Raw genomic sequence first — 13,597 nt, forward strand, 5'->3', positions numbered from 1 at the left:
CGCGCCTAGAATTTTCGGCCTATGACATCCAAACATGGTCCGTCCACGGTCGCCGCGGCGATCGCCCATTTCATCGCGGCACAAGGCGTCAGCCGCGTTTACACCTTGCCCGGCTCGCATGTGAAACCCATCTGCAGCGAACTGGCGCGCCTCGACATCCGTATCGTCTCGACGCGCCACGAATGTTCGGCGGTCCACATGGCGCATGCCGAAGCGGATCTCACTGGACGCATCGGTGTCGCCATCGTGACGACCGGCCCCGGCCTCACCAATGCAGTCACCGGCATCGCGAGCGCCTATCTGTCGCGCACGCCACTGCTGGTCATGTCAGCGCGAGTCCCTGATCCGCAAGCTGGCATGGGCGCGCTCGAAGAAGTGCCGCAGGCGGCGCTGGTTCGTCCCGTGTGTCGTCACGTTCGTGAGATTTCCGATGCGCGCCACGTGCTGTCCGGCCTGCATCAGGCCGCGACTTTGGCTTTGGGCAGTGACGGGCCGCCAGGCCCGGTGTATGTCGACTTCACGCCCAACCTGCTCAAGGAGTCCATCCCGCAGTGGTATCTGGATCCGCACTGGTTCAATCCCGTCGTGCGTCCTGCTCGCGTACCGCATGACGAAAGCATCGAGCGTGCGGTGGCATTGATTCGTAACAGCCGTCGGCCGCTCGCAATCGGCGGACGTGGCGTGCAGGGCGCTGGCGCGGCGTTGGAGAAATTCCTGCAGATGTCCGGCTGCCTGTATCTCGACACTCGCGAAAGTCGCGGCACGCTGTCACCAGACAATCCCTGCTCCATCCCTGCGCTGCGCGGTCGTGCGATTGCCGAGGCGGATCTGGTCATCACCCTCGGCCGGCGACTGGATTTCGAGCTCGCTTACGGTTCAGGCGCGGTGTTCTCTGAATCTGCGCGCTTCCTTCGTATCGGTCGTAGTGCGGAGGAGCTGTCGGAGAATCGCTGCGGCGACGTTGAGGTCTACGCCGATGTCGATGCGACGTTGGAAGCGCTCGTGAATGCCGGCGCCAAACCGGCGGATGCGGATGTCGCCTGGAGAGACGAGCTCACTCGTGCAAACACCGCGAAAACTCGCTCGAAAGCGCCGAGTAAACCTGCGGGCGCCGACGGCCGTATGCATCCGCTCACGCTCATCGATGCCATCAACCGCGTGACCGACGACGAGACCATCAGTATCGTGGACGGCGGCGATATCCTGTCATTCGCTCGTATCGGCCTGCGCGCGAATACCTATCTCGATCTCGGACCGTTTGGATGTCTCGGCTCCGGCGCACCGTATGCCGTGGCCGCAGTCCTGACGTTTCCCTCTCGCAGAGTCGTTGCGCTCATCGGCGACGGGTCATTCGGATTTGGCGCGATGGAAATCGAAACGGCCGTGCGCACCGGCGCGCGCGCGCTGTTCGTGGTGGCGAATAACGATGCCTGGAACATCGAACGCCAGGATCAGCTGATCAAGTATCCGGAGCAGGAGCTCGGCACGACATTGTCGCCGTCCCGCTATGACCTGCTCGCTCGATCGTTAGGCGCCTATGGCGAACGCGTGGAGCGTGCCGAAGATCTCGCGGCCGCCTTCGAACGCGGCCTGGCCAACCTACCGGCGGTGATCGATGTCGCGGTGACACGCGATGCCGTGTCGCCGGACACGAAGAGCGGCCTGGCCAATGTGCCGCCGCTCCACGCGACTCAATCGTGGGAAGATGCCGAGCGCCGCATGCTGGCGCGCTGACTACCGCAGCCCCAGCACCTGATGAATAAATGCCTGCGCGCCGCAGGCGGTGGAGAACTCACCGCCGTACGCCGCAAGAGCGAGCGCAATCAACAATGTCGCAAACAGACAGTCTCGCTGACTCACGCTGCTCCTCGATTGCTCAGTAGCGATAGAACCCGCGGCCGGTCTTGCGGCCGAGCCAGCCGGCCGCAACGTGGTTACGGAGAATGGTCGCCGGACGATACTTATCGTCGCCCAGATCCCGATGTAACACTTCGGCGATGGCCAGACACGTATCGAGACCAATCAGGTCGGCCAGCTGCAGCGGTCCCATCGGATGATTCAGGCCAAGACGCGCGCCGGCATCGATATCCTCGGCCGTGCCCACGCCTTCCTGCAGAACGAAGCACGCTTCGTTGATCAGCGGAATCAGAATGCGGTTGACCAGGAAGCCCGGCGCGTCGTTGCTGGTCACGACCGTCTTGCCCATGGCCTTGGCGAGCGCGACGGTCGACTCGTAAACGGCGTTGTCGGTCGCGAGGCCGCGAATGATCTCGACCAGTTGCATGACCGGCACCGGGTTCATGAAGTGCATGCCCACCACGCGCTCCGGCCGCTTGGTCTGCGCGGCGATGGTGGTGATCGAAATGGACGAGGTATTGGTCGCCAGGATCGACGCCTTCTCACAGGCCGCGTCCAGCTTGGCGAATAGCTGCTTCTTCAGCTCGACATTCTCGGTCGCCGCCTCGATGACCACGTCGCAGTCCGCCAGGCCCGCAAGCTCGCCCACCGGCGTAATGCGCCCCAAAATCTCCGCGGACTTCGCCGCCTCGAGCTTGCCCTTCTCGACCAGCTTGGCGAGCCCCCTCTCGATCTTCTGCTTGCCGGCGGTCGCCGCGGCCAACGAGATGTCGGCCAGCGCCACCGAATAACCGCTCTGTGCCGCGACCTGCGCGATACCGCCGCCCATCTGACCGCTGCCGAGGACGCCGACTGACTTGATCTGACTCATGCTCTACTCCCGCGAAAAGCGCTTCAATACTAAATCTTACAGCACTGAGCAATTTGCCACGGTTACACGATCATCGGCTCCTCGTACGCCCCCCAGACCTCGCGCAGAGCGCCGCAGATCTCGCCCAGCGTCGCCCTCGCCTTGGCCAGCTCGATGGTCTTGGGCAACAGGTTCACATCGGACGAGCGCGCCTGCTCCTTGAGCTCTTTCAGCAGCCGCTGGACCAACGCGGTGTCGCGCTTGGCACGCACGGCATTCAATCGGTCGATCTGCAGTTGCGTGCATTGCTCGTCGTACGGATGAATCTCGGCGTCGAGCGCGCGGGCATTTTCATCGACATAGCGATTCACGCCCACGGAAATCTTCTCGCCGCTATCAATCTTCTTGAAGATGGCATAGGCCGAGTCCGCCAGCTTCTGCTGGAACCAGCCCTCCTCCACCAGCTTGACCGCGCCGCCCAGCTGGTCCACTTCATCGAGCACTTTCCAGATCTCCTGCTCCATGTCCCAGGTCAGGCGCTCGACGAAGTACGAGCCGCCGAGCGGATCGACCACCGACGTCACATTGATCTCGTCGCGGATGATCTGCTGAGTGCGGATCGCAAGCTTCATCGCCTCTTCGGTGGGAATCGCAAAGGCTTCGTCGAGGCCGTTGGTGTGCATGCTCTGGCAACCACCGAGCACCGCGCCGAGCGCCTGGATGGCCGTGCGCATCAAGTTGTTGTGATACTCGACCTTGGTCAGGCTCATGGCCGCGGTCTGCACGTGCACGCGCAGGCGCATGGACTCCGGCTTTTTCGCTTTGAAACGCTCCGACATCACTTTCGCATAGACCCGTCGCGCCGCTCTGAACTTGCAGATCTGCTCGAAGAAGTCCTGGTGGCTGATGAAAAAGAACGACAGCCGGGGCGCGAAGTCGTCGATATCCATGCCGGCCGCGATGACTTCCTCGCAATACGCGATGGTGAACGCCATGATGAACGCGATTTCCTGGATGGCATTGCCGCCGACATCGGACAGGTGATAGCCGCTCAAGCTGATCGGATTGATCTTCGGCGTCACCCTGGTGCTGTAGACGATCATGTCTCGCAGCAGCCTCACCGCCTGTCGCACCGGATAGATCCATTCCTTCTGCGCCACGTACTCCTTCAACGGGTCGGCCTGCAAGGTGCCCGCGAGCCTGGTCAGATCGCAGCCACGCTGCTCGGCCACGCTGATGAACATCGCGTAGATCACCCACGCCGACGGATTGATGGTGAGCGAGACGGAGATTTTCTCCAGGTCGATGCCGTCGAACAGCCGCTCGATGTCTTCGATGGTGTCGATGGCCACCCCGACGCGCCCGACTTCGCCGAACGCCATCGGATCGTCCGAATCGAAGCCCAGCAGCGTCGGCAAGTCGAAGTCGGTGGACAGGCCGGTCTGGCCGGTCTCGATCATGTATTTGTAGCGACGGTTGGTGGCCTCGGGATTGCCGAAGCCCGCCACCTGACGAATGGTCCACGGGCGACCGCGATACATCGTCGGATAGACACCCCGAACGAACGGATACGCGCCGGGAAAGCCCAGCTCGTCGGCCGGAATATCGGCAACGTCGGCCGCGGTGTAGACCCGCTTCAGAGGAATGCCGCACTCGGTTTGATAGTCGGTTCGTTCCTCCGCCCGACCCTTGAGCGCGGCGGCGAGCTCGTTCTGCTCCCACTGCGTCTGTTGCTTGCGAAGGTCGGCGATCGCCGCGTCCGAGAAAAGCTTCATCTCTATCTCTCTTGATTCCAGCCCAGCAACACGTTGGCGGCGGTGCGGGGATCGGATTCCCGCCTCACCACGGCTTGCAAGTGCTGCTCGAGATCGTTGGCGCCCGCATCGAACTGCTGCTGAAACAGATGCCGGGCCATGTTGAAGATGCGCGTCCTGCAGTTGTTACGCTCGCGAGCCGCGAACTCGCCGCTGTCCTGCAGATGTTTCCAGTGATTGCGCAGCGTCGTCTGCAGGCTTTCCATGTGTTCGCCGGAGACCGAGCTCACCGCGAGGACGGGAGAACTCCACGTCGAATGCGACGTGCCGCTGCCCAATGCGAGCATGCCTTTGATCGCTGCGACGGTCGCCGCGGCTTCGGGTTTATCGGCCTTGCTCACCACGTGGATGTCGGCGATTTCCAGAATGCCGGCCTTGATGGCCTGGATGTCATCCCCCAACCCGGGAGCCGACAGCACGACGACCGTGTGGGCGGCGGTCACGATCTCCACTTCATCCTGACCGACGCCGACAGTCTCGATGATGATGGGCGAATAACCGGCGGCGTCGAGCACATCGACCGCTTGCAGCGTCGAAGGCGCAAGGCCGCCAAGATGGCCGCGCGTCGCCATGCTTCGAACGAACGCCTGGTTTGCTTCGGCCGCATCGTTCATGCGCACTCGATCGCCGAGGATGGCGCCGCCTGAAAATGGACTGCTGGGATCGACCGCCACCACGCCCACCTTGTGACCTTCCAAGGTCAGCGCTTTGATCAAGGACGCCACGAGCGTCGACTTGCCGGCGCCCGGCACCCCCGTGATGCCGATGATGTGTGCCTTGCCCGTATGTTTGTAGATCTCAGCGAGCGCTGCCGATGCTTCGGCGTAGTTGCCTTCCGCTCGCGAGATCATGCGAGCGATGGCCAGCCTGGAGCCGGCCAGCACCTCCGGCACCAGCTCGAGCGAAGCAACGTACGTCGGACGCTTCGCTTGGTCGAAGCGGGCAACGCTAATCATATGCGCCCACGAGCTTCGACCAGTTCCGTGATGGTCGTGACGATCAGATCGGCGCGTGCCTCCTGAGGAATGATCACATCCACGCCGCATTCCCGCAGCGGCTCATAGTCCTGCTCGGGAATCACACCGCCCGCGACGACGAAGATGTGCTCGGCCTTGTGATCCCGCAGGCATTTGCAGAGCTCGCGGAACAACGGCACGTGCGATCCGGACAACAGACTGACGCCGATGACGTCCACGTCCTCCTGGATCGCTGCGTTGACCACCTGCGTCGGCGTTTTGTAGAGGCCGGTGTAAATGACTTCCATGCCCGCGTCACGGAGGATGCGGGATACGACCTTGGCGCCGCGGTCATGGCCATCGAGTCCCAGCTTGGCGACCAGGACGCGGATCTTGTTGGTGCTCATTTGACGTTTCGTTGTTTGTCGAGGGGAACGACGGCGACATCCGTCATCCTGGCGACCAGCAAGGGCTCGGCCAGCACATTGGCCGCCGAATCGTTCGGATCGACCAGCTCGATGAGCTTGTGCGCCGTGCACTCGATGGTTCGCGACGATTTGCCCACGGCGACGATCTTCGCGCGAATCTCCAGAAAGTCGCCGCTGCGGACCGGCGCGAGGAATTCGGCGTTCATCACGCGCGACAGGCCTTCGTCACCGTCGTGTCGGATGAGAAGCTCGGTAACGGCATCGCCGAACAATTGCACGACGCGCGCCCCATCCACCAAGCCGCCCGCGTAGTGACCATCCGCCGTGGACATGCGCACGCGGATGACCCCTTCCAATGATCCGGACATTCGTACTCCCCTGGCAGTCGAGCAAAGATCTTAGCCGTGCCCCGGATCGCTCATCGCTAATAGCTCTAATACGCGAGATAAGGCGGCGTAATAGCGGCGGCATAACGCGCTCTTATGAGCGCCATTACCGCAATTTTCTTCCGCTGCCGGCGCCGCTTACCTACGATGCCCGCTGAGAAAACCAACAGTCGCAGGGGACGGATCATGACTATCAGCAGACGCGGATTCATGCAGGCGGGCGGTGCGCTGGCGTCCGGCGCGGCGCTGGGCTGGGCGCTGCCGGCCCTGGGCAAGGCTCAGGACGTTCCGGTCCTGATGAAAGAAGCCGAAGATCTATACGCGCGCTCCATCATCGTCGACATGCTGTGCGACGAGTTCCGCGACCAGGAAGGCTTGAAGTTCATCAAGGACAGCGCCGTCACTTGCATGAGCACCACGCTCGGCGTTCGCAAGCCGGAGCGGGACAATGCCAAGGGCTCCTACATGCTCAACGCGTTCCCGCTGGAAGCCGCCGTCGAGGATTGCGCCGCCTGGAACCGGTTCATCAAGGAGAACAGCTCCGTCCTGGCACCGGCCCGCTCCGTTGGTGACATCCGTCGCGCCAAGCAGGAAGGCAAGCGCTCGGTGATGCTCAACTTCCAGAACTGCCCGATCGAGGGCCGGCTGGAAAACCTGGAGATGTTCCAGGCGCTCGGCGTCCGCACCATGCAGCTCACGTACAACGAGCGCAACGACATCGGCGACGGCTCGACCGAACGCACCGACGCGGGCATCAGCACCTTCGGCTTGTCGGTGATCGAACGCATGAACGAGCTGGGCCTCATGGTGGACAGCTCGCACTCGGGCCACCAGACCAGCTTCGACGCCATCGAGTTCAGCAAGAAGCCCTCGATCTTCTCCCACACCAATTGCGCGTCGCTCAATCAGCATCCTCGTAACAAGACCGACGAACATATTCGCAAGCTCGCTGCTAAAGGTGGCGTGATGGGCCTGACGACGGTCAATGTCATGGTCAAGCGCGATCTGCCGGTGACCATGAGCGACTTCATCGATCACATCGACCACATCGTGAAGCTGGTGGGCATCGATCACGTCGGCCTGGGCAGCGACACCCTGGTGCGCGGCTGGCCCACCGACCCGAAAGACAAGGAAGCCTTCCTGCAAGCCTACGGCGAGCCCTACTTCAAGGACACCTATCGCTTCCGGTATCCGCTGGGGACGGAAGGCTTGAACGACGAGCACAAATGGAAATATCTGACCGCCGGGCTGATCAAGCGCGGTTACAAAGAGGAGGCCATCGTGAAGATCCTGGGCGGCAACTGGCTCAGGGTGTTCGGTGAGGTCATCGGCTGACGACCTCATCTCGTACGGGCACCCACATCAACAGCGCCACGGCATCAGAGCCATTTGCCGCGGCCACGGCTCGCGCCTGCGGAAATCTCACGCCCTGCACGCCAACCCGAAACATCGCAGCCAGCTCGAAGCCTGCAGGCGCTGGCTGCCTCGGCCACAGATTCAGATCCACGGACCAGGCATCGCCAGGTCGACGCTGAATCATGCCATCGGTCGTCGCTAGCGAACCATACGAAGGATGGGCCATTGCCTCGGTGAGTCGAACGCTCGCCGCTCCCCTGCCTCGCGCAACACTCACCACTTTCCATCGACCCGCCGATGGGTTCGCCACCACGATCTGTCTGTCACGAGCGTAGCTGTCGTGATTTTTGGCGGGCAGGCACGTAGCGCCGCTGCAATCGTAGAGATGAATGTCGACCGTCGCGGCATCCCGATTCGTTACCTCAGTCCCGACCATCAGCCAGGACGCGCCGGCGATCACCTCGATCTCACGCTCCACCCGCTCGCCGGCGCGCAGCTGCAGATTGGTTTCTCTCCGTGCCGCAAGCGGCGCGGACATCAGGCCGCCGACGAAAGATGCATAACGATTGCTGAGCGTCGCCTGCCCGTTTTGCTGCTTTAGATCGACGGAGTAGATCGAAGCAGTGGTCGTCACTGCGGCCGCCGGCAGCACCTCGTTGGCCGGCACCGACCAGTCGTGCTCGGTCGCATCGGCGGAATCGACCAGAGTCACCTGCCAGACACCGGGCATGGGGCGGAACACCGACAGTCCACCGGACGCCGACAGCGTCTCGATGGTGCCGTACTCGACCATCTGGTAGTTGTCGGGCGCGTGCAGAAACACGCTGATCTTCGGGCGTTTCGAACCCGCGCTGAACCGGAACAGCTCGACCCCCTCAGGCACGTCGAAGAAGAGATTGTGGCGACCCGGCCGATCCAGCGAGACCTCTTCGCTGACCTCGAAGCGATTCTCGGCCGTGAACGCGTGCGGCACGACGATGGTCACAGGCACCGTTGCAATCTCGACACCTGCGCGCTCCAGCCGAAGCAGATCGCTGTAGACCCGCGGCTCATTCACCGCGATCTGAATCTGCAGAGTCACCGCCTGGCCGAGTGGCAACTCCACGGATGCACGAGTCTCGAATGCATGCTGACCGGCTCCTTCCCAGGACAGCGCGTACTGAACGGGCGTGCGCGGTCCGGTCTTCCGCTTCAACGTGATCTCACGCGTGCCTCGCATGCCCGGCTTCCAGCCGTCGCGCTCGAACAAGCCACTGCCGACGTTCGGCACAGGCAACCGATCGCTCACCGCCGTTCGAACCGGCGCGGAGACTTCGATGATTTCGACAGTCTCGCGAGCCGCCGCCTGCAGATGGCGCCAGGCTGCATCGACCTGAACCAGCCCGCGCCCTTGTTTATAAGTATCGATGTCCGGCAGGCGGCGCGCGGACTCGCGCATGGCCCGGTGTACACGATTGCCATCGACCGCCAGTCGCTCACGCTTGGCGGCGCCAACCAGCAGCGCCGCTGCTCCCGCCGCTACAGGCGTTGCACATGAAGTGCCGCCGCAAATGTCATAGCCGGGCGGCAGCTGGTAGACGCCACTGCGTCGCGCGCGATCGCGATCCCATCTGAATCCTACGGCAAGCGACATCGGCGTCGCCGGCGCAATCAGGTCCGGCTTCAACGCGCCCGTTCCGGCGGGCCCCTCGGAGCCGACCCAATGCAGGCTGTCCGCATTGCGGCTGTGAATGCCGAGATTGACGTAGCTGTTCTCGGCGCTCTGATACGCGCCAACGGCAATCACAGACTCCGCCAGCGCCGTGTCCATGACGTTGCCCATGCCGATCACGTTGTCCGCCGTGACGAACGCAGGCTTCGAATGTCGTGCCTGCAGCCTCTCGATGATCGTTGCCGGCACGGAACGGCCGTCCCGCGCCAGATGATAGACGCCCGAAAGATACAAATTGCCCTCGATCAGCACCACATCGACCTGAGGATGCGTGAAGGCCGTGATGAGCCCGCGAACGAACGTCGCGATGGAATCGTTGCCGTGCGCGGAGATCGCCAGCAACTGCGCCCCCGGCGCAACGCCATCGATGCGGCCGGCCGGCGCCCGGTTCGCAGCCGCGGCACCGGCCACCGCGCTCGCATGGTTGCCGACCCCGAAGTTGAACGACAGCCGATCGCCTTCCCTCTGCAGCGCGTACGCAACCGTATCCCGCACCGGCGTTTTCGGATCGTCGCGGCCGACGATGCCGAATTGGTGCGTGCGACGATATTCGCCCACCGCAAGCTCATCCGAAAAATCGCCGTCGAGATCGGTATCGAGCCAGGCTTGCTGGCTGCGCTCGGACCACAACACAGGATAGGAGATCAACACTCCCGCGGCCGTCTCCTGTTCGGTGGCCGGCACTGCATTCTGCGACCAGACCTTGTGGCCGATCTCATAAATGCGCTGTACGCCGCCGTCAGTGGACAGCACCGCCAGACGCGCCATGCGAAACGCGCCGTCGAAGGGCACCGAATACGTCTGACCTCGATGCGTGATCTGCCGAGAACGCGACGTGAGCGACGCCGAGAAGCGCGAAGTCCAGAATTCACCCATGCCCTCGGACTTCGCATCTAGCGTCGGTAGCGTCGCGGGCAGATTGATCACATCCAGAAACTTCGGAATCCGCTCGCCGCTGGCGGACCACGCGGTCTGCAACTCGGGCAGCAGGAAATCCGGGAACCATTCCACGTGCGCAATCACGACACCGCGAGCGTCGTTGCCACCGAGACGTTTACGAAAAGCGACGCCGTCCATGTCTTTCAGAATGTCGTACGGATGTTCGAGGTTCGGCGCTCCGAGCTGCGGCGGCCAATCCGCACGCACGTCCCGCACAGGCGTCGCGGGTTTGTCGACCACGGCCTCAGCCGGCGCTTTCGGTGGCGACCACGGCGGCGACTCCCAACCGAACAGCGCCTCGCCATAGCGCCCCCGAAAATTGTCCAGCTCGGCCGCGGCGATCGACGAATGATCCAGAAACTTCCGAATGCGCACTGTCGGCAGCACGGCCGTGAGGTAGTCGACGTCCTTGCGAACATAGTCGACGCGACCGCCCTCCTTGCGGACGCGATCGATCACTTCCCCGGTCTTGCCCTGCGCAGCAGCGATGGCAATGACCACATAGGGCTCGCCATTCGCTTCATACAGCGCCAGCTTGCTGGATTCGACCGCGTCGAGGCTCCATGCGCGCGAGGTCAGCAGCGCCAACCACGGCGCCAGCCATAGCAGATTCTTCATCGTGTGCCCTCGAGGCCGAACGGGAGTTATTTGTTCTGTGTCGTCAGGTTCGCGTCGAGCCACGCGATGATCTCATCGACCACGTTGCGCACGTTCGCCGGCGACTGGCGCAGCCCGTGATCTTCGCCCCAGTACCGCAGCAGCTTGGCCCGCTTGCCTTGATGGTACAGCGCGTAGAAGAACTCTTCCGCCTGCGTCATCGGACCGCGAATGTCCTGCTCACCGTGAATCATCAGCAGCGGCGTCTGCACTCGATCGACAAAATACAGCGGCGAGTTCCTCAAGTAGTGCCACAAGTCTTCCCACGGCGGCACGCCCATGCTGACCTGGCCGTGCTCCAGCAGCCCCCAGTTGGCCGACTTCTGATGCTCGATGCCGCCATAGCCACGCGCAGTGGGATCGAACTGTCCGTACAAGCTCACCAGCTCCGTGATGCCGGCCATCGCAATCGCCGCCTTGAAACGATTCGTGTAAGTCACCAGCGAATACGTGCTGTAGCCACCGTAACTCTGGCCCATCACGGCGAGCCGGTCGGGATCGGCGATGCCCAGCTCGATCAGCTTGTCGACGGCGGGCATCGCGCCCTTCGGCAGGTCGATGTAATCGTCGTTTTTCCCGCCATCGGGCGCGAGCGGCATGCTCGGCATCATCACGACGTAGCCCTTCGCGGCGTACAGCCGCATGTTGTACATGCCGGCGTAATAGGCATTGAAGAAGTCGCTGTCGAAGCCGCGCACGGTCGCGCCGGCATACACCCACATCAGCATCGGATACTTGCGACCCGGCACATAGTCCGGCGGCAGAATCACGCCGGCCTTCAACGACTGGCCTTCGATGCCGCGATACTCGATGAGTCGGGTCTCGCCCATCGCCACCTCGGCCATGTGCTCATTGATGGACAGCAACTTCCTGGCGTCCGCGCCAGCCGCGTTCGTCGCCCACAGGAACGTGCCCGTCGGTGCCCGATCTTTGAACAGCAGTCGCGTGCGTGCCGCGTCGTACGATTCGAATCGGGCGGTCGAGCTCGGCAGCTCGATGGACGTCACCGTTGCAGCGTTGTCCTGAATCTGTGCCCGCACCCAGGGCCGCACTCCGTCCTTGCCTTTGCCCGCGATCAACAGCTCGAATGTCGCGCTTCGTTGCGGGCCGGCCCACATGACTTCGGCCCCTTCCGGCAGCGGTGCCGACGCAAGTCGCGTTGCCTCGCCGCTGGTTGCATCGAGCGTCCACAGCGCATTGCCGGCGACTCCCACCAACCGGCCGTTCGATGCGACCCGATGCAAGCTTGCCGGCACGTGCTCCATCTTCGAGCTGAGATTGACAGGTTCGGCATCGTCCCGGAGCAGCCACCAGTCGGCGCGAGGGACGCTGCGCGAACGAGCCTGACGGATCCACCACTCCAGCGGCGACAGCTCCTCATCGGCACGCACCGCCTTCGCAATCAGCCCGCCGGTATCGGTCCAGATCACACTCGACGTGTCCGGGATGTCGGCGCCCGACGCCGCTGCCGCCACCGACAGCGTTTCGGGGCTCACGCGCGTGATGGAAAGATCGCGAGCGGACGCGACGAACATTGTCAGTGACAGCGTCGATATCCTGGGACGCGCACGAACCGCCACCGTGCTGCCATCGTTCGACCAGGACAACAGGTCCAGCAGATATTTGCCGGTGGCGGGCAACGGTGCCCAGCGCACCGACGAGCCGGCGACGAGATCGACGAACCCGAGCTGCTTGTCCACCGCCCAGGACCCGAACGGATAAGAGAACTTCTCGCCGCCGCCCGGCGCAGTCGCACGAATGGTCGCCAGCAGCGCCGCCGATTTCGCATCCGGCGCGACCACCATCTGCAGGTCGCCGTCCAGTGGAAACACGGGCACCGACGCGATCTCCTCCGATCGGGCATTACGAGCGTTGATCCGCAGCAGCGAGACGTTCAATGGCGCGGCAGACTCCGTGCCCGCGCTCTCAACCGGCGATACGGTTGGCTCGTCACCTCGCTCGAGCGACTTCAATGTCGCGGACGCATGCTTCAAGCTGCGCGAGTACGCATCGAGCAACCCGGAAACATTTCCTTGTGGAAGTGCCACTGCGAGCAGCGAGCTGTCGTCGACCCACACAAACGGCGCGTTCTCCTCGTCGCTGCAGCGACCGGCGTTGTGAGCCTGGTTGAACTGATTGCGCAGATCGACGCGATACAGCGCCGAGCCTCCCATGGTCTGCGTCATCATCGCCCGTGAGCTCAGCCGCTTGATTGCCCCGCTCGACTTCTCCCACACGTGCAGGCGGATATTGTCGCCACCGCGCGGCTCCTTGCCCGCGGGTTTGGTCGAGAGCATGGCAAGCCGTTGCCCGTCAGGTGACCAGGTGGCGCACCAGAATCCACTCGCCTCGCGCGCGCCTTGCGTGAGATTGCGTCGCTCGCCGGTCTTGGTGGAAATCAACCAGACATCGGCGCGCGTCACATCCGCTTCATAGTAGGTCCGGCCATACATCTCGCCCGGCGTCACCGGGCGGATGATCACCGCCGCGATCCACTCGCCGTCCGGTGAGACGGCGGTGTGATTGACGACGCTGAGCTTGAACAGATCGTCGAGCGTGATCGGGTGCTGCGCGAACGCGCTGCCCGCCACGCACAGCGATACCAACAGTCCCCACAACTTGGCCAGGCAGGTGCGCATCACG

The 13,597-nt window shown here is 63.1% G+C and carries 10 protein-coding genes; 2 read left to right on the forward strand and 8 right to left on the reverse strand.

Going from position 1 to position 13,597, the window contains the following annotated elements:
• Positions 1–21: 21 nt before the first annotated feature.
• A complete protein-coding gene (locus EKO19_RS19830) occupies positions 22–1,734 on the forward strand; it encodes a thiamine pyrophosphate-binding protein (RefSeq protein WP_129778173.1) in 1,713 nt (570 codons plus the stop codon).
• On the opposite strand, the gene EKO19_RS39550 is transcribed toward EKO19_RS19830, so the two are convergent.
• From EKO19_RS39550 to EKO19_RS19855, 6 genes are all read right to left on the reverse strand, one after another.
• Complete coding sequence (locus EKO19_RS39550; RefSeq protein ID WP_281281077.1) at positions 1,735–1,860, reverse strand: hypothetical protein; 126 nt, start codon at positions 1,858–1,860, stop codon at positions 1,735–1,737. It abuts the gene before it with no gap.
• Between the two features lie 16 nt (positions 1,861–1,876).
• Entirely contained in the window at positions 1,877–2,728 is an 852-nt protein-coding gene (locus EKO19_RS19835; RefSeq protein ID WP_129778174.1) for a 3-hydroxyacyl-CoA dehydrogenase family protein, read from the reverse strand.
• 62 nt (positions 2,729–2,790) lie between these two features.
• Entirely contained in the window at positions 2,791–4,482 is a 1,692-nt protein-coding gene (locus EKO19_RS19840) for a methylmalonyl-CoA mutase family protein (RefSeq protein WP_129778175.1), read from the reverse strand.
• A gap of 2 nt (positions 4,483–4,484) precedes the next feature.
• The gene (gene meaB / locus EKO19_RS19845) at positions 4,485–5,477 is read right to left on the reverse strand and encodes a methylmalonyl Co-A mutase-associated GTPase MeaB (RefSeq protein ID WP_129778176.1); all 993 of its coding nucleotides are present in this window, start codon (positions 5,475–5,477) and stop codon (positions 4,485–4,487) included.
• A complete protein-coding gene (locus EKO19_RS19850) occupies positions 5,474–5,884 on the reverse strand; it encodes a cobalamin B12-binding domain-containing protein (RefSeq protein WP_129778177.1) in 411 nt (136 codons plus the stop codon). The genes meaB and EKO19_RS19850 overlap by 4 nt, the downstream gene beginning before the upstream one ends.
• Positions 5,881–6,273, reverse strand: a complete 393-nt coding sequence (locus EKO19_RS19855) for a hotdog domain-containing protein (protein ID WP_129778178.1) — start codon at positions 6,271–6,273, stop codon at positions 5,881–5,883. Before EKO19_RS19855 ends, EKO19_RS19850 begins: the two co-directional genes overlap by 4 nt.
• A gap of 204 nt (positions 6,274–6,477) precedes the next feature.
• Here EKO19_RS19855 and EKO19_RS19860 point away from each other — a divergent pair, with 204 nt between their 5' ends.
• On the forward strand, positions 6,478–7,626 hold the full coding sequence (locus EKO19_RS19860) for a dipeptidase (protein WP_157995346.1): 1,149 nt from the start codon (positions 6,478–6,480) through the stop codon (positions 7,624–7,626).
• On the opposite strand, the gene EKO19_RS19865 is transcribed toward EKO19_RS19860, so the two are convergent.
• Complete coding sequence (locus EKO19_RS19865) at positions 7,616–10,915, reverse strand: S8 family serine peptidase (RefSeq protein WP_129778180.1); 3,300 nt, start codon at positions 10,913–10,915, stop codon at positions 7,616–7,618. The genes EKO19_RS19860 and EKO19_RS19865 overlap by 11 nt on opposite strands.
• Positions 10,916–10,941: 26 nt before the next feature.
• Positions 10,942–13,593 carry a S9 family peptidase gene (locus EKO19_RS19870; protein ID WP_246038935.1) on the reverse strand — a complete coding sequence of 884 codons (2,652 nt, stop codon included), beginning with the start codon at positions 13,591–13,593 and terminating at the stop codon, positions 10,942–10,944.
• Positions 13,594–13,597: the final 4 nt, after the last annotated feature.

It is taken from the genome of Peristeroidobacter soli (assembly GCF_004138485.1).
In the GTDB taxonomy this organism is placed as follows: domain Bacteria; phylum Pseudomonadota; class Gammaproteobacteria; order Steroidobacterales; family Steroidobacteraceae; genus Steroidobacter; species Steroidobacter soli.

Coding starts and splice junctions, on each gene's coding strand:
- EKO19_RS19830 (WP_129778173.1), top strand. CDS start 22: ATGACATCCAAACATGGTCCGTCCACGGTCGCCGCGGCGATCGCCCAT.
- EKO19_RS19835 (WP_129778174.1), bottom strand. CDS start 2,728: ATGAGTCAGATCAAGTCAGTCGGCGTCCTCGGCAGCGGTCAGATGGGC.
- EKO19_RS19840 (WP_129778175.1), bottom strand. CDS start 4,482: ATGAAGCTTTTCTCGGACGCGGCGATCGCCGACCTTCGCAAGCAACAG.
- meaB (WP_129778176.1), bottom strand. CDS start 5,477: ATGATTAGCGTTGCCCGCTTCGACCAAGCGAAGCGTCCGACGTACGTT.
- EKO19_RS19850 (WP_129778177.1), bottom strand. CDS start 5,884: ATGAGCACCAACAAGATCCGCGTCCTGGTCGCCAAGCTGGGACTCGAT.
- EKO19_RS19855 (WP_129778178.1), bottom strand. CDS start 6,273: ATGTCCGGATCATTGGAAGGGGTCATCCGCGTGCGCATGTCCACGGCG.
- EKO19_RS19860 (WP_157995346.1), top strand. CDS start 6,478: ATGACTATCAGCAGACGCGGATTCATGCAGGCGGGCGGTGCGCTGGCG.
- EKO19_RS19865 (WP_129778180.1), bottom strand. CDS start 10,915: ATGAAGAATCTGCTATGGCTGGCGCCGTGGTTGGCGCTGCTGACCTCG.
- EKO19_RS19870 (WP_246038935.1), bottom strand. CDS start 13,593: ATGCGCACCTGCCTGGCCAAGTTGTGGGGACTGTTGGTATCGCTGTGC.